Annotated in this window: 12 protein-coding genes; all 12 read right to left on the bottom strand. The window is 67.3% G+C overall.

The window, feature by feature from the left end; genetic code table 11:
• Window positions 1–69: 69 nt before the first annotated feature.
• Window positions 70–1,158 (bottom strand): glycerate kinase, encoded by a 1,089-nt coding sequence (locus E6C64_RS09875; protein ID WP_332908229.1) that lies wholly within the window; start codon window positions 1,156–1,158, stop codon window positions 70–72.
• A 182-nt stretch (window positions 1,159–1,340) separates the two neighbouring features.
• Window positions 1,341–2,609 (bottom strand): multiple monosaccharide ABC transporter permease, encoded by a 1,269-nt coding sequence (mmsB, locus tag E6C64_RS09880; RefSeq protein ID WP_136427327.1) that lies wholly within the window; start codon window positions 2,607–2,609, stop codon window positions 1,341–1,343.
• 39 nt (window positions 2,610–2,648) lie between these two features.
• Window positions 2,649–4,178: a multiple monosaccharide ABC transporter ATP-binding protein gene (mmsA, locus tag E6C64_RS09885; protein WP_136427328.1), complete on the bottom strand. Its 1,530-nt coding sequence runs from the start codon at window positions 4,176–4,178 to the stop codon at window positions 2,649–2,651.
• A gap of 147 nt (window positions 4,179–4,325) precedes the next feature.
• Window positions 4,326–5,474: a multiple monosaccharide ABC transporter substrate-binding protein gene (gene chvE, locus E6C64_RS09890; RefSeq protein WP_269846377.1), complete on the bottom strand. Its 1,149-nt coding sequence runs from the start codon at window positions 5,472–5,474 to the stop codon at window positions 4,326–4,328.
• 143 nt (window positions 5,475–5,617) lie between these two features.
• A complete protein-coding gene (gene araA / locus E6C64_RS09895) occupies window positions 5,618–7,129 on the bottom strand; it encodes an L-arabinose isomerase (RefSeq protein ID WP_136427330.1) in 1,512 nt (503 codons plus the stop codon).
• Window positions 7,126–7,866, bottom strand: coding sequence for an L-ribulose-5-phosphate 4-epimerase (locus E6C64_RS09900; RefSeq protein WP_136427331.1), 741 nt, complete (start codon window positions 7,864–7,866; stop codon window positions 7,126–7,128). Before E6C64_RS09900 ends, araA begins: the two co-directional genes overlap by 4 nt.
• A gap of 288 nt (window positions 7,867–8,154) precedes the next feature.
• Window positions 8,155–9,198 (bottom strand): LacI family DNA-binding transcriptional regulator, encoded by a 1,044-nt coding sequence (locus tag E6C64_RS09905; RefSeq protein ID WP_136427540.1) that lies wholly within the window; start codon window positions 9,196–9,198, stop codon window positions 8,155–8,157.
• Window positions 9,199–9,304: 106 nt separating this feature from the next.
• Window positions 9,305–10,462, bottom strand: coding sequence for a cystathionine gamma-synthase (locus E6C64_RS09910; RefSeq protein WP_136427332.1), 1,158 nt, complete (start codon window positions 10,460–10,462; stop codon window positions 9,305–9,307).
• Window positions 10,463–10,534: 72 nt separating this feature from the next.
• On the bottom strand, window positions 10,535–11,899 hold the full coding sequence (locus E6C64_RS09915) for a cystathionine beta-synthase (RefSeq protein ID WP_136427333.1): 1,365 nt from the start codon (window positions 11,897–11,899) through the stop codon (window positions 10,535–10,537).
• A 195-nt stretch (window positions 11,900–12,094) separates the two neighbouring features.
• Window positions 12,095–13,939, bottom strand: coding sequence for an ABC transporter ATP-binding protein (locus E6C64_RS09920; RefSeq protein ID WP_136427541.1), 1,845 nt, complete (start codon window positions 13,937–13,939; stop codon window positions 12,095–12,097).
• Window positions 13,940–14,077: 138 nt separating this feature from the next.
• A complete protein-coding gene (locus E6C64_RS09925; protein WP_136427334.1) occupies window positions 14,078–15,040 on the bottom strand; it encodes a carbohydrate ABC transporter permease in 963 nt (320 codons plus the stop codon).
• The gene (locus E6C64_RS09930; protein ID WP_136427335.1) at window positions 15,037–16,380 is read right to left on the bottom strand and encodes a carbohydrate ABC transporter permease; all 1,344 of its coding nucleotides are present in this window, start codon (window positions 16,378–16,380) and stop codon (window positions 15,037–15,039) included. The genes E6C64_RS09925 and E6C64_RS09930 overlap by 4 nt, the downstream gene beginning before the upstream one ends.
• Between the last annotated feature and the right edge of the window lie 152 nt (window positions 16,381–16,532).

Consider the following 16,532-nt stretch of genomic DNA (forward strand, 5'->3'; position numbering starts at 1 on the left):
GAGATCGGCGGTCAGGCGAGTCGGCCCGATACCGGCCCGAGTGGGCTCGATCCGAGCCGTATCCGCTCCCTATCGGCTGTAGCGCCGTGCGAGCTCCGCGCCCGCGGCCTCGAGCCAGCTGATCGTGTCGCGCATGGCGGCCTCGGTCCCGCCCGCGAGCTCCTCGAGGGACACCGCAGAGTCGACGGTCTCGCTGGCGACGCTGATCCGGCCTGCCACGACCGCGACGGGCACGTGATGGCGGGTGGCGACGAGCTCGATCTCGCTCGCGACCTTGCCCGACGATGTCTGCTGGTCGTAGCTTCCCTCGCCGGTGATCACGAGGTCTGCGCCCGGCAAGGCGGCTCCGACCCCGATCGCCTCGCACACCGCCTCGGCACCCGACCGCGCGATGGCTCCCCACGCCAGCATCCCGAATCCCGTGCCCCCCGCGGCGCCGGCGCCGGTCGCGGTCGGATCGACGGGCATCCGCCGCGCCAGTCGTGCGAGTCCGCGCTCGAGCAGGAGCACCTGATCGAGGCTCGCGCCCTTCTGGGGTCCGAACACGGCAGCGGCGCCCAGCGGGCCGGTGAGCGGATTGCGCACATCCGAGAGCAGGTACGCGCCTTCGGACGGCACCTCGCGGACCGCGCCGAAGCTGACGGACGACAGTCGTTCGAGCGCACCGCCGCCGAGGGGCAGCCGATGCGCAGCCTCGTCGAGGAATTTGGCTCCGAGGGCGGTGAGGGCGCCGGTGCCCCCATCCGTCGACGAGCTGCCGCCGACGGCGAGCAGCAGGCGCTGAACACCTGCGTCGAGCGCGAGGGCGATCTGCTGCCCGAAGCCGAGGGTGTGCGCATGCAGCGGGTCCAGGGGGTCGAGCAGGGGCAGCCCGCTCGTCTGGGCGAGTTCCACCACCCCGGTGTCGACACCGTCCGCATCGACGAAGCGCAGCCAGTCGGCGGCGATCGGATCGCTCAACGGACCGGAGACCGTGCTCGGCACTCGGACCGCATGGGCGATGCCGCGCTCGAGCGCGTCGATCGTGCCCTCGCCCCCGTCTGCCATCGGCAGCTGGAGGAGCTCGTCGTCGGAACGCACGGTGCGCCAGCCGGCCGCGATCGCCGCCGCCACGTCCACGGCGGTCGCGGTGCCCTTGAAGGAATCCGGTGCGATCACGATGCGCAAATGACTACTCCTCGTCGTCGGCGACAGCCCCACCATACCGGTCCGTCTACCCCCGGGGTACGAGCTCGGCCTCGGCGCAGGAACCGCATCGCCTCAACGCGAACTGCCCAGTTCTGCCGCTCGGATTGCTCCGGATGCGGCAGAACTGGGCAGTTCGGGAGAGACGCTGCGTACTAGCGCGAACCGCCCGAGCGGCGCTTGCTGTAGACGTCGAACGCGACGGCCAGCAGCAGGACGAGGCCCTTCACCGTCTGCTGGTAGTCGGAGCCGATGCCGAGGATCGACATGCCGTTGTTCAGGACGCCGATGATGAAACCACCGATGATCGCGCCGCCGATGGTGCCGATGCCGCCCTGGACCGCCGCGCCACCGATGAAGGCGGCCGAGATGGCCTCGAGCTCGAAGCCCTGACCGGCCTGCGGGCCTGCCACGTTGAGGCGGGCGGTGAAGACGATGCCGGCGATGGCCGCGAGGACACCCATGTTGACGAACAGCCAGAAGTCGACCGAGCGGGTCTTGATGCCCGACAGCTCCGCCGCGTGGCGGTTGCCGCCGATGGCGAAGATGTGCCGGCCGAAGACCGTGCGGTTGGCGACCGTCGTGTAGATGAGCACGAGCACGCCGAGGATGATCAGCGTGACGGGGATGCCCTTGGCCGCGGCCAGGGAGTAGAAGAACAGGCCGATGCCGATCGAGATCAGCACGAGCTTGCCGACGAAGAAGCCGAGCGGCTCCACATCCTGTCCGTACTTGGCGCGGCCGACGCGGGTGCGGAACTGCTGCACGAAGAGGCCGATGATCGCCAGGGCGCCGACTGCGAGGGTGACCAGGTCGAGCGAGCTGCGGACGCCGAGCTCGATCGGTGCCAGCTCGATGAAGCCGTTGCCGAGCGCGCGGTACTCGGGCGGGAAGTTGCCGATGTTGGAGTTGTTGAGCACGATCAGCGCGAGGCCGCGGAAGATCAGCATGCCCGCCAGGGTCACGATGAACGCCGGGATGCCTATGTAGGCGATCCAGAAGCCCTGCCACGCTCCGACCACCGCTCCGACGAGGAGCGAGAGCAGGATCGCGACGAACCACGGCATGCCCATGTTCACCGCGAAGACGCCCGAGATCGCTCCGACGAAGGCGGCGACCGATCCGACCGACAGGTCGATGTGACCGGCGACGATGACGAGCACCATGCCGATCGCGAGGATCAGGATGTAGCCGTTCTGCACGATCAGGTTCGAGATGTTCTGCGGGCGCAGGAGGATCGAGTCGCCCTGGGGGCTGATCGTGAGGATCGCGAACAGCACCAGCACCGCGATCAGCGCGATGAAGATGCCGTTCTTGCCGATGTCGGCGAGGACGTGTCCGATCGCGGAGTTCGCGCGGTTCTCGGGCGGGCCGACCTCTTCGGTGCCGAGCGGTCCGCCGCCGGGCTTCAGTTCAGTGCTCATTGCTGTTTCTCCCTAGACGATTCGTGAGAGCGCGCCGCCTCAGCGGGGCGATTCCATGGTCATGTACTTGATGAGGACCTCGGGTGAGGCCTCCGCGATCGGCACCTCGCCGGTGATCCGGCCTTCGGACAGCGCGTAGATCCGGTCGCAGATCCCGAGCAGCTCGGGCAGCTCGGAGGAGATCACGATGATGCCCTTGCCCTCCGAAGCGAGCCGGTTGATGATCGTGTAGATCTCGTACTTCGCGCCGACGTCGATGCCGCGGGTGGGCTCATCGAGGATCAGGACGTCGGGGTTGGAGTAGATCCACTTCGACAGGACGACCTTCTGCTGGTTGCCGCCCGAGAGCTTGCCCACCTTCGAGAGCACCGACGGAGCCTTGATGTTCATGCTCTTGCGGTACTGGTTCGCGACGGTGAACTCCTCGCCGTCGTTGATCAGGCCGAGGCGCTCGAGCTTCTTCAGCGATGCCATCGAGATGTTGCGCTTGATGTCCTCGATGAGGTTGAGGCCGTAGTTCTTGCGGTCCTCGGTCGCGTAGGCGAGCCCGTTGTCGATCGCCTCGGTGACCGTGCGGGTCTTGATCTCCTTGCCGGCCTTGAAGACCTTGCCGGTGATCTTCGATCCGTAGGTGCGTCCGAAGAGGCTCATCGCGAACTCGGTCCGGCCGGCGCCCATCAGGCCTGCGATGCCGACGATCTCGCCGCGCCGCACGTTGAGGTTGACGTGGTCGACGACCACGCGCGTCGGATCGGTGGGGTGGTGCGCGGTCCAGTCCTCCACGCGGAGGATCTCCTCGCCGAAGTTCGGCGTGTGGTCCGGGTACCGGTGCTCGAGATCCCGGCCGACCATGTCCTTGATGATGCGGTCCTCGGTGATCTCCTCCTGGTTCATGGTCTCGATCGTCTTGCCGTCGCGGATGACGGTCACGGAGTCGGAGATCTTCTTGATCTCGTTCAGCTTGTGGCTGATGATGATGCTCGTGATGCCCTGGCCCTTGAGGCTGAGGATCAGGTCGAGAAGGTGATCGGAGTCCTCGTCGTTGAGGGCGGCGGTCGGCTCATCGAGGATGAGCAGCTTGACCTCCTTGGAGAGCGCCTTGGCGATCTCGACCAGCTGCTGCTTGCCGACGCCGATGTCGGAGATCTTGGTGGTGGCCTTCTCGCGCAGGCCGACGCGGGCGAGGAGCTTCTGCGCCTCCTGGTTGGCCTTTCCCCAGTCGATGAGCCCGAAGCGGCCCTTGATCTCGTTGTTGAGGAAGATGTTCTCGGCGATCGACAGGTGCGGGCTCAGCGCGAGCTCCTGGTGGATGATCACGATGCCTTTGGCCTCGCTGTCGCGGATGTTGCCGAGCTGCACGGTCTCGTTCTCGAAGACGATGTCGCCCTCGTACGTGCCGAAGGGGTAGACGCCGGAGAGGACCTTCATCAGCGTGGACTTGCCGGCGCCGTTCTCGCCGCAGATGGCGTGCACCTCGCCGCGCGCGACGTTGAGCGTCACGTTCTGGAGAGCCTTCACACCAGGGAACTCCTTGGTGATGTTGCGCATCTCGAGGATGTTGGTGGTCATCCGAATACCGCTTCCTGCTACGTCGTCGTGGGGGAACCCGGTGGTGAGGAGCCTATTCCCCACCACCGGGTAGGTGGTGCTGACCGGGCGCGTCGCGCGGAACGCGGCGCACCCGGTCGGTGGTGCTGTTGGTGCGGGTGGAGTGTGTTACTCCGCCTTGGCGCCGTCGATCTCGGCCTGGGTCCAGTAGCCGGTGTCGATGAGTGCGGTCGTGATGTTGTCCTTGACCACGGTGACCGGCTGCAGCAGGTAGGAAGGAACGACCTTCACACCGTTGTCGTAGTCGGTCGTGTTGTTGACCTCGGGCTCTTCGCCGTTGAGGACGGCAACGGTCATCTTCACGGCCTGGGCCGCGAGGTCGCGGGTGTCCTTGAAGATGGTCGCGTACTGCTCGCCGGTCTCGATGTACTGGACGGAGAGAACCTCTGCGTCCTGACCCGAGATGATCGGCCATCCGGCGCCGACGGCGTAGCCGTTGTCCTTCAGGGCCGATGCGATGCCACGGCTCAGGCCGTCGTAGGGCGAGAGCACGGCGTTGACCTTGCTGCCGTCGGAGTAGCTCTTGGTGAGCAGGTCCTCCATGCGGGCCTGGGCGTTGGCGCCCAGCCAGTCCTGCGTGGCCACGACGTTGAAGTCCGTCTGGCCCGACTTGACGACGAGCGTGCCGGCGTCGATGAGGGGCTGGAGGACGTCCATCGCTCCGTTGAAGAAGAACGTGGCGTTGTTGTCGTCGGACGAACCGGCGAACAGCTCGATGTTGAACGGACCGGCGGGTGCGCCGTCGATCGGGGTTCCGTCGAGCTCGGTGAGGCCGAGGCCGTTGAGGACCGACCACGCCTGCTGCTGTCCGACAAGGAAGTTGTCGAACGTGGCGTAGTAGCTCACCGCGTCGGTGTTGACGAGCAAGCGGTCATAGGCGATGACCTGGATGTCCTGGCTGGCTGCCTCTTCGAGGACCGTGGTCAGCGCGGAGCCGTCCTTGGCCGCCACGATCAGGGCGACTGCGCCCTTGGTGATCATGTTCTCGATCTGGCTGATCTGGGTGGGGATGTCATCCTCGGCGTACTGCAGGTCCGTGGTGAAGCCCTGGTCCTCGAGCTGCTCCTTCAGGGCGTTGCCGTCCTGGATCCAGCGCTCGGACTGCTGGGTCGGCATCGCGATGCCGACGAGCTGTCCGCCGCCCTCATCGGCTCCGCTGGACGAGCTGCCACCGGTGGTTCCGCCGCCTGCGCACGCAGACAGCGAGGCAACGATCGCTCCCGCTGCAAGCAGGGCGACGATTCCTCTCTTCTTCACTGTGTTTCCTCTCATGTGCCTGTTAAGGCTGATTGCTAGGGACGCCCATGTCTGCAGCATCTCTGGTGTCTCGGGCCCGATGGACTCGAGGTCTTCTCGCTCGGGCGCGGGTGCGCTCGGACGGAAATCTGTGTCGGGGGTGGCTAGATCCCCTCCTTCAGCCGGTAGTACGCCGCGTTCCACTGCGTCTCGCGCTGGAACCCTGCGAGGGTGGTGTCCTCGTCGATGACGAGGAGCTCGATGCCCGCCATGACGGCGAAGTCACGGAAGACCTCGACGCCGACGGCGTTGCTCATCACGGTGTGGTGAGCCGCTCCCGCGACGAGCCAGGCCGACGCCGATGTGCGGAAGTCGGGAGCCGGCTTCCAGATCGCGCGACCGACGGGCAGGTTCGGCATGGGCTCGGGCAGGTCGACGTTCTCGACGACGTTGGCGACGAGGCGGAACCGGTCCCGCATGTCGGACATGGCGACGACCACCGCGGGGCCCGCGTCTGCGGTGAAGACCAGGCGCACCGGGTCCTCCTTGCCGCCGATGCCGAGTGCGTGGATCTCGAGGCTGGCCTTCTTGGAGCTGAGGGCCGCGTTCACCTCGAGCATGTGGGCGCCCAGGATGAGCTCGCTGCCCGGCGTCAGGTGGTAGGTGTAGTCCTCCATCAGGCTCGCGCCGCCGGGGAGGCCCGATCCCATCACGTTCGCGACGTGCACGAGGACGGCGGTCTTCCAATCGCCCTCGCCGCCGAAGCCGTAGCCGTCCGCCATCAGGCGCTGGACGGCGAGGCCGGGCAGCTGCTTGAGCCGACCGAGGTCTTCGAAGCTGTCGGTGAAGGCGCCGAAGCCGCCCGCCTCGAGGAAGGATCGCAGGCCCAGCTCGATCCGTGCGCCGTCGCGGAGCGACTCGCGTCGTGCGCCCTCCGCCTGCAGCTCGGGGACCACGTCGTACTCGGCGTCGTAGACCGCGACGAGCGCGTCGACCTCGGCCTCGGAGACGGCGTCGACGGCGTCGGCCAGCTCATTGACGCCCCACGTGTTGACCTGGACGCCGAGGCGGCGCTCGGCCTCGGTCTTGTCGCCCTCGGTGACGGCGACGTAGCGCATGTTGTCGCCGAAGCGGGCGACCTTGAGGGAGCGGACGGCGGCGAAGCCGGCGGCGGCGCGGGTCCAGGACTCGACCTGCCCGACGACGACCGCGTCGGAGACGTGGCCGACGACGATCTTGTGCGGGATGCCGAGGCGGCTGAGGATGTAGCCGTACTCCCGGTCGCCGTGAGCGGCCTGGTTGAGATTCATGAAGTCGAAGTCGATCTCGCCCCAGGGCAGCTCGACGTTCGCCTGCGTGTGCAGGTGGAGGAGGGGCTTCTGCAGCGCCTCGAGGCCCGAGATCCACATCTTGGCGGGCGAGAAGGTGTGCATCCAGGTGATGAGGCCGATGACCCGATCGTCCGCGTTGGCGTCGAGCGTGGCCCGGCGGATCGACTCACTGTCGGTGAGCACCGGCTTCCAGACAACGGTCACCGGGACGCCCGCGCCCAGCTCGTCGGCGATGGCGCGCGACTGCTCGGCCACCTGACGGAGGGTCTCCTCGCCGTACAGGCCCTGGCTCCCGGTCAGGAACCAGACCTCGTAGGCGGCGAGGTCGGGGGTGATGCGGGTCACAGTGGATCTCCTGATGCGGTGCTCGCGGCGGCGAGGGCGCCCTCGGGGGCCTGGCCGTAGACGTTCTGGTAGCGGTCGAACAGCGAGTCGATCGCGCTCTGAGGGATGGGGATGAGCTCGCCACCCTGACGGGCGATGTGCACCGTGCGCGCGACGTCCTCGACCATGACGGCGGCCTTGACCGCGTCCTTGGCGTTCCTGCCGATCGTGAACGGCCCGTGGTTGCGCATGAGCACGGCGCGGGAGCGGTGGCCCGTGAGCGTCTCGACGATGCCCCGGCCGATCGAGTCGTCGCCGATGATGGCGAACGGCCCGACGGGGATCTCGCCGCCGAACTCGTCGGCCATCGCGGTGATGACGCAGGGGATGGGCTCGGCGCGAGCTGCCCAGGCGACGGCGTAGGTGGAGTGGGTGTGCACGACCCCGCCGACCTCCGGCATATTCCGGTAGACGTACGCGTGCGCCGCGGTGTCGCTCGAGGGCGAGTTCTCGCTGCCCGGGGTGCCGGGTATGACTGCGCCGTCGAGGTCGCAGACGATCATGTTCTCGGGGGCCAGGTCGTCGTAGCTGACGCCGCTCGGCTTGATCACGAACAGGTCGGCGCCGGGCACGCGGCCCGAGACGTTCCCGCCGGTCCAGATGACGAGACCCCAGCGGATCAGCTCATCGTGCAGCGCAGCGACGTCGGCGCGGGTGCGCGCGATGGCGACCTCGATCTCGGGGCTGAATGTGCTCACGCCTTCCCCCCGACCGACGAGGGGGTGTCGTCGACGCCGAGGACACGGATGCCGATCGGCTGCCGTGCTGCGGAGGCGGGAATTGCTGCTGTCACCCTGCGGAGACCTCTTCGTCTTGTTGCTGCGCCGATCGGGCCTCAGGCCGGACCAGCGATGTGAACGGTCACATCGACCGCGCATCAGAATACGCCTGACGCTGCACTTCCTGTCAACTCGACATTGTCTCGGTACGGTAACGACCGAAAACCAAGGCCTCATCAGGTATCCGGCCGGGGAGGACCGGCGTCTTCAGAAGGCGGGAGCCGCCGTCGTTCCCCGCACGATCAGCTCGGGCACGATCGTCTCGCGGTAATCCTCGCTTCCGTCCAGCTGCGCCAGCAGCAGGGCGACGGCGCGCCGTCCCAGCTCGGGGAAATCCTGCCGGACCGTCGTCAGCGGCGGGCTGAAGTGACGCGCCTCCGGGATGTCGTCGAATCCGACGATGCTCACGTCCCGCGGGCAGTCGAGGCCGGCATCGCGAACCGCATGCATGAGACCGAGCGCCATCTGATCGTTGGAAGAGAAGATGGCGGTGAAGTCGCGATAGCGCAGGAGCTCGACGCCGGCGCGATAGCCGAAGTCGGCCGTCCAGTCCCCCAGGATCGGCGCCGTCGTCGGCACGTCGTTGTCGCTCATCGCCTGCAGGAAGCCCTTCATCCGCGCCTCCGCCTCGATCCAGTCCTGCGGCCCGGCGAGGTGGTAGATCCGACGGTGGCCGAGATCGATGAGGTGCTGGGTGGCCATTCGGGCGCCGGCGATCTGGTCGAACGAGAGCGCGTGGGTGATCACCCGATCGGTCATCTGCAGCGTGACGTAGGGGACGCGGAGAGCGAGGGAGGAGAGCACGTCGAGCACGCGGACCTGCGGCGCGATGACGACGATCCCCTCGACGGCCTGGTCGACGAGGTGGTCGACCTCGGCGAGGATGGCGCCCTCGTCGGTGGTCAGGAGGTTGGACGTGACGACGGAGTAGCCGGAGGCGCGCGCCGCCACCTCGATGGCCTGGATGCTCGCCGCCGGCCCGTACTGGGTGCGGCTCGAGGACAGGATGCCGATGGTGCGCGACCGGCTGGTGACGAGCATGCGGGCCGCACGGTTCGGACGGTAGCCGAGCTCCTCGATGGCGTCGAGCACGCGCTGCTTGGTCTCAGGGCGGATGCTCGGGTGGTTGTTGAGCACCCGCGATACGGTCTGATGAGAGACCTCGGCGCGCCGTGCGACGTCACGGATGGACGCGGCTCGCGCTGTCACATCGCCTGTCACATTCGTCTCCACTGACGTCCCACGAACCATGTGCACGGTCACATGACCGCGCGGGAATCATTATGACCCCTTGATGTGACGTGAATGTGACAGCTGTGCTCGTCGGCGCGAGCGGACGCCTGGTCGCGCGTCCGGCTCAGCGCGGAAGGGCCTGCTCGAGGTCGGCGATGAGGTCGGCGATGTCCTCGATTCCGACGGACAGCCGCACGATGGTCTCTGGCACCTCGAGGTCGGTGCCGCGGACCGAGGCGTGTGTCATCTCGGACGGGTAGCCGATCAGCGACTCGACTCCGCCGAGGGACTCGGCCAGCTGGAACAGCTTCGTGGACTCAGCGAAGGCGCGGGCCGCCGCTCCCCCGCCCTTCAGCGCGACCGACAGCATGCCGCCGAAGGCACGCATCTGTCGGGAGGCCAGCTCGTGACCCGGGTGTTCAGGCAGGCCGGGGTAGTACACCCGCTCGATGGCCGGATGCTCGGCGAAGTGCTCCGCCACGGCCTGCGCGTTGGACGAGTGGCGCTCCATCCGCAGTCCGAGCGTCTTGACACCACGGGTGGTCAGCCACGCCTCGAACGGCGCGAGCACCGCGCCGGTGGCGAACTGGAGGAAGCGGACCTTCTCACTGAGCTCCTCGTCGTTCGTGACGACGGCGCCGCCCAGGACGTCCGAGTGTCCGCCCAGGTACTTGGTGGTCGAGTGCACCACGACGTCGGCGCCGAGCTCGAGCGGACGCTGCAGGTAGGGGGACGCGAACGTGTTGTCCACGACCACGGTGACGCCCGCCTCGTGTCCGAGCTCTGCGAGGAGGGCGATGTCGGTGATCTTCATCAGCGGATTGCTCGGGGTCTCCACCCAGAGGATCTTCGTGGTGGGTCGGATGGCCGCGCGGACGGCGTCGCGATCCGCCATCTCGACGGTGCTCACCTCGATGCCCCACGAGCCGAAGACCTTCGAGATGAGACGGTGGGTGCCGCCGTAGACGTCGTTGCCGAGCACGACGTGGTCGCCGGGCACCAGGAGTGCCCGCAGCAGCGCGTCCTCCGCGGCGAGGCCGGAGGAGAAGGCGGTGCCGAAGGCGCCGGACTCGAGCGAGGCGATCTGCGTCTGGAACGCATCACGGGTCGGATTGCCGCTGCGGGCGTATTCGTAGCCGCCGCGGAAGCCGCCGATGCCGTCCTGCACGAAGGTGGAGGTCTGGTAGATCGGGGGCACGACGGCGCCGGTGGTCGGATCGAACTGCTGGCCGGCGTGGATCGCGCGGCTGAGGAAGCCGAGATCGGAGGTGGACTCGGGCATGGGACTCCTTGTGACGGACGACTCCGTCGAAGGGCGGAGGCTGCGAGCGAGGGGAAAGTCGGCGGAGCCGATTCAGTCGGTGATGAAGCTGAGAAGGTCGTAGCGGGTGACGACCGCGATGGGCTTCCCGCCGTCCGTGACGAGCAGAGCATCGGCATGCCCCAGCGCGGAGCGGGCCGCCGACACCGGCTCATTGGCGCCGATCAGGCCGGGTCGGGCACCGACGAGCGGACCGATCGCATCGGTGAGCGACGCCTTGCCGCTGAAGACGAGCTCGAGCAGCTCGCGCTCGTCGAGTGCTCCGAGCACCTCGCCCATCACGACGGGCGGCTCGGTGGCGAGCACCAGCAGCTGGGAGACGTCGTACTGCTGCATCGCGGCGATCGCCTCGCGGACGGTCTGATCCCGCAGCGCGTAGACGAGGTCGGGCAGTCGGCCCGTCTTCGCCTTGACGACATCGGCGACCGTGCGGTCTTCGGTGACCCGTGCGAATCCGTAGGACCGCATCCACGTGTCGTTGAAGATCTTGCCGAGGTAGCCGCGGCCGCCGTCCGGCAGGAGCACCACGACGACCGCATCCGCGGGCAGATGCTTCGCCGCTTTGAGGGCGACCGAGACGGCGAGCCCGCTCGAGCCGCCAACGAGCAGGCCCTCCTCGCGGGCGAGCCGGATGGTGAGGTCGAACGATTCCTGATCGGATGACGCGATGACCTGGTCGACGACGGAGGGGTCGTAGGCCGTGGGCCAGAAGTCCTCGCCGACCCCCTCGACGAGATACGGGCGCCCGGTGCCGCCCGAATAGACGGAGCCCTCGGGGTCCGCGCCGATCACCTGCACGCGGCCGTTCGAGACCTCCTTGAGGTACCTGCCGGATCCGCTGATCGTGCCGCCTGTGCCGACGCCGGCCACGAAGTGCGTGATGGTCCCGTCGGTGTCCGCCCAGATCTCGGGTCCGGTGGTCTGGTAATGCGACAGTGGACCGTTCGGATTGGAGTACTGGTTGGGCTTGAAGGCCCCAGGGATCTCGCGGGCGAGCCGATCGGACACGCTGTAGTAGGAGGTGGGATCGTCCGGCGCCACCGCGGTCGGGGTGACCACAACTTCGGCGCCGTAGGCCTGGAGCACCGCGCGCTTGTCCTCCCCGACCTTGTCCGGCAGCACGAACACGCAGCGATAGCCGCGCTGCTGCGCGACGAGGGCGAGTCCAACGCCGGTATTGCCGGAGGTCGGCTCGACGATGGTCCCGCCGGGCTTGAGCTTCCCCTCTCGCTCCGCCGCGTCGATGATGTTGACCGCGATGCGGTCCTTGCTCGATCCACCCGGGTTCAGGTACTCGACCTTGACGAGCACGGTGGCGGCGATGCCGTCGGTGACGTGGTTGAGCTTGACGAGGGGCGTGCGGCCGATGAGGTCCAGCACGGAGTTCGCGATCTTCATCTGGGAGTTCTCTGCTCGAGCGCCTGCTTCGAGGTGCGGGCGCGTGTGACGGTGGGGTGGGGGATTACCGACACGAACACGGGAGCGAGAAGGTCACGGCCACAGTCTTCCACAGTCGCTCATGTGCACGAAACCGGCCGATACCTACGAAATTACGTAGGTACTGGGCCGGAACGTACACATTGAGGGGTGGGGCTAGGGCTGGCGGGCGGCCAGGCGGGCGAACGGGCCGTCGAGGTCGAGGAGGTCGGCCGCGCGTCCGCTCTCGACGATCCGGCCTCCCTCGACGACGTGGATGACATCGGCATCGACGACCGTCGAGAGGCGATGCGCGATGGCGATGGTCGTGCGCCCGACGGACGCCTCGTCGAGCGCCTCCTGCACCGCCCGCTCGGAGAGCGAATCAAGTGCGCTGGTGGCCTCGTCGAGCACGAGCACGGCCGGGTCCTTGAGGATCACCCGGGCGATCGCGATCCGCTGCTTCTCGCCGCCGGACAGCCGGTATCCGCGCTCGCCGACGACCGTGTCGTAGCCGTCGGGAAACGACTCGATCGTGTCCGCGATGTTGGCCATCCGCGCCGCTCGGCGGATCTCCTCGTCGGTGGCGTTCGGCTTGGCGTAGCGGAGGTTCTCGCGGATCGTGGCGTGGAAGAGATAGGTCTCTTGACTGACTATGCCGATGGAGTCGAGCAGCGACTCCTGGGCGATGTCCCGCACGTCGTGCCCGGCGAACCGGATGCTGCCCCCGGTCACGTCGTAGAAGCGCGGGATGAGGTAGCTGATGGTGGTCTTGCCCGCGCCGGACGGACCCACGAAGGCGATGTGCTGGCCGGGCTCGACCGCGAACGAGACGTCTCGCAGCGTGCTGCCGCCGCGCTCGGACTGGCCTGGATAGGAGAACTCGACGTCGCGGAACTCTACCGATCCGAGCCGGTCGTCGGGGCTCAGCACCACCGCGCCCGGGCGATCGCGGATGGCGGGCACCAGGTCGAAGTACTCGAAGATCCGGGCGAACAGCGCGCCGGAGGTCTGCAGATCGAGCGCGACCCGCATGAGTCCGAGCAGCGGCCAGAGCAGACGGGCCTGCACGGTCGTGAAGGCCACGATCGTCCCTGCGGTGATGTCCGCGCCGCCCACGATCAGGTAGGCGGAGATGAGGTAGACCACGGCGGGCACGATCGACAGGAAGATCTGGACGAACGCGAAGAATCCCTGCCCGCTCATGGCCTGCCGGACCTGCAGCATGATCTGGTTGCGGTTCTCGGCCGCGTAGCGCTCGGTCTCGCTGCCCTGCCTGCCGAAGCTCTTGGCGAGCAGGATGCCCGAGACGCTCAGCGTCTCCTGGGTGATCGCGGTCATGTCGGACAGCGATTCCTGCGTCTTGGTCGCGATCCGCGCCCTCACCTGTCCGACCCGACGCTGGGCGAACGCGATGGCGGGCAGCAGGATCAGCGAGACGATGGTCAGCTGCCAGCTGAGCAGCAGCATGGCGACGAAGGCGGCGATGACCGTGACCGTGTTGCCGAGCACGCTCGAGACGGTGTTGCTCAGCACACTGGCGACGCCGCCGACGTCGTTGGCGAGGCGGCTCTGGATGATGCCGGTCTTCGTGCGGGTGAAGAAGCCGAGCTCCATCGCCTGGAGATGACGGAAGAGGTCGACGCGCATGGCGCCCATCACCTTGTTGCCGACCGACGCGGTGAGGTAGGTCTGCCAGACGCCGAGCAGCGCCGAGACGACCCAGACGGCGATCATCAGCAGGACCAGCTCGAACAGCAGCGGGACGTTCGGCCCGCCCGATGCCGGGAACAGCCCGAGGTCGAAGGCCTTTTGGGTGAGCAGAGGCGGGATCACGGTGAGCCCGGCGCCGACCAGCACCAGCGCCATCGTCAGGACGAGCGCTGGCCGGTGCGGGATGAAGAGGTGCGAGATGCGGCGCAGAAGATGCTCGACCTTGGGTGCGTCCGCATTGGCGCGGCGCTGAGCCTCGGCGTCGCTGCCGGAGACCGGGTTCCTCACCCTCGCGCCCCGGCTGCCCATGCTCACGACCTAGAGCCTAGATCGCGCCCCCGACAGGGGCGTCACCTGCGGCACGCTGTGAGCGGACGCCGCGGATGCTCGCGTCGGAGAGTCGGAGGAGCCCTCGCCGGGATTGCTCCCGACGAGGGCTCGAGGCGATCAGCCCTTCGTCGCGCCCGCCAGCAGGCCGCGTACGAAGAAGCGCTGCAGGGAGAAGAAGACGATGAGCGGGACGATGATCGAGATGAAGGCACCCGCGGACTGCAGGAACCACTGATTGCCCCATGTGCCCGACAGGGAGTTCAACGTCTGCGTGAGCGGGAGCGACGACGACGGCGCGAAGATCGTCGCGACGAGCAGATCGTTCCAGACCCAGAGGAACTGGAAGATCGCGAACGACGCGATCGCGGGCGTCGCGAGCGGCAGCACGATCCGGAAGAACATCTGCCCGTGCCCTGCTCCATCCACCCGTGCCGCCTCGATGACCTCGCCCGGGATCTCCGAGATGAAGTTGTGCAGCATGAAGATCGCCAGCGGAAGGGCGAAGATCGCGTGCGCGATCCACACCGTCGCGAAGCTGTGCTCCGCATCCCGCAGCTCGAACCCCGGGAAGATGCCGACGCCGTTGACGGTCAGCCCCTTCGAGAAGAGGCTGAGCAGCGGGACGAGTGCCATCTGGATGGGCACGATCTGCAGGGCGAAGACACCGACGAAGACGATGTTCTTGCCCTTGAAGTCGATCCACGCGAAGGCGTATGCCGCGAGCGAGGCGATGACGAGCGGGAACACCGTGGCCGGAATCGTGATTCCGAGGGAGTTGATGAAGGACTGGGCCAGGGTGAGGGCCGTTCCTCCCGAGTTGAGAGCCTGCGAGTAGTTGTCGAGCGTGAACGACGGGTCGGTGAAGACCGTCCACCATCCGGTCGACTGCGTGTCCGCTCCTGGCCGGAACGAGGTGACGAAGAGGCCGAAGGTCGGGATCGTCCAGAAGATCGCGATGATGACCGCGACGATGGTGGCACCTCGCGAGGTCAGTCGCGCCTGCGCCGTCTTCTCGCTCTTGGCGTTCGCCCGAGCGATCTGCCGCTTCGACCTGTCGTCGATGAGAGTGTCGGCGATCATCGGATCTCCCTCTGCTTGCGCATCTGGTTGGCGTTGTAGATGATCAGCGGCAGCACGAAGAGGAACAGCACGACGGCGAGCGCCGCGGAGTGGCCGTAGCTCTGGAACCGCTGCTGCTGGTTGACCATCTCGAAGCCGAGCACGGTCGTGTTGGCACGTCCACCTGTCATCACCGCGACGATGTCGTAGACCTTCAGCGACCCGATGGCGATGGTGGTCAGCACCACGATCAGCGAGGACCGGATGCCCGGGACGGTGACGTTGGTGAAGCGCTGCCAGGCGTTCGTGCCGTCGAGCTCCGCCGCCTCCATCTGCTCCGTCGGGACGCCCTTGATGGCCGCCGACAGGATCACCATCGCGAACCCGGTCTGCGTCCAGATGAAGACCACCAGGAGCAGGAAGGTGTTGATCAGCGGCTGGGCGTCGAGCCACGAGACCGGCTGTCCGCCGAAGGCCGTGATGATGGCGTTGAGCAGACCCACCTGCTCGCCCTGGCGGTTGTCGTAGATGAACTTCCAGATGATGCCGGCGCCGACGAACGAGATCGCCATCGGCATGAAGACGAGGCTCTTGAGGTACTTCTCGCCCTTCGCCCTGTCGATGAAGGCCGCGTAGGCGAGACCGACGATCGTCGAGAAGACGGGAGCCACGAGCACCCAGATCAGGGTGTTGACGACGGACCAGAAGCCCTCGGGGTTCGCGAAGACCCAGAAGTAGTTGTCGAGTCCGACGAACGTCTGCGACGTCTTGTCGAAGAACGACTGGTAGATCGTGGCGACGGTCGGATAGATGAGGCCGATGGTGAGCAGCAGGACAGCGGGCGTCATGAACGTGACGAGCTGGAAGAGGTACCCGGCCCCCTGCCTCGACCGATAGTCGGCGAAGAAGAGCAGCGCGCCGACGATCAGCGCGATGGCGAGCACCCAGATCAGGGCGTTCTGATACGGACGCAGCAGCATGAAGGCGAGCACCGGCAGCACGAAGCAGGCGGCGAGGCGCGCGTAGAAGTACCCCCTGCCGGCGCGAGGGGCGAACTCGATGAGCAGCAGGATGAGGGCCACGACGAGACCGAAGATCACCAGGATGATCGGGATCTGGACGATCGGGTTGAGGCCGCCCATCCAGCGGAAGAGGCTGTTGAGCGAGAAGCCGAGTGAGACCGGCCGAGCGTCGTCGTTGGGGGGCGACGTGATGAGCGCGATGAAGGCGACCGCCAGGAGGACGGCCGCGCCCCCGACGATGAGCCGAGTGGTGTTCGCCGATCTCGGTGCCTTGGGCACCTTCGGCGGCTGCGCCGGTGCCGTGGCCACGGCGGGCGTCTTCGTTTGCAAGGAAGTCATGAATACCCTTTTCGAGTACGACGGTGGACTCTCGGAGTGTGTGCAGCGCGGCTGCCTGCGAGCCGGGACGAGTGTTCGTCCGCCCCGGCCCCCATGCATTCGATTGCTGCGCGTGAGACCGCCCCGGTGAAGGAGCTGCCCCACCGGCGGGG

Source organism: Naasia lichenicola, assembly GCF_004801885.1.
GTDB classification, from domain to species: domain Bacteria; phylum Actinomycetota; class Actinomycetes; order Actinomycetales; family Microbacteriaceae; genus Naasia; species Naasia lichenicola.

Bases quoted from the DNA above. Each gene is read 5' to 3' on its own strand.
- mmsB (WP_136427327.1), bottom strand. From the start codon at position 2,609: ATGAGCACTGAACTGAAGCCCGGCGGCGGACCGCTCGGCACCGAAGAG.
- mmsA (WP_136427328.1), bottom strand. From the start codon at position 4,178: ATGACCACCAACATCCTCGAGATGCGCAACATCACCAAGGAGTTCCCT.
- E6C64_RS09905 (WP_136427540.1), bottom strand. From the start codon at position 9,198: ATGGTTCGTGGGACGTCAGTGGAGACGAATGTGACAGGCGATGTGACA.
- E6C64_RS09910 (WP_136427332.1), bottom strand. From the start codon at position 10,462: ATGCCCGAGTCCACCTCCGATCTCGGCTTCCTCAGCCGCGCGATCCAC.
- E6C64_RS09915 (WP_136427333.1), bottom strand. From the start codon at position 11,899: ATGAAGATCGCGAACTCCGTGCTGGACCTCATCGGCCGCACGCCCCTC.
- E6C64_RS09920 (WP_136427541.1), bottom strand. From the start codon at position 13,939: ATGGGCAGCCGGGGCGCGAGGGTGAGGAACCCGGTCTCCGGCAGCGAC.
- E6C64_RS09925 (WP_136427334.1), bottom strand. From the start codon at position 15,040: ATGATCGCCGACACTCTCATCGACGACAGGTCGAAGCGGCAGATCGCT.
- E6C64_RS09930 (WP_136427335.1), bottom strand. From the start codon at position 16,380: ATGACTTCCTTGCAAACGAAGACGCCCGCCGTGGCCACGGCACCGGCG.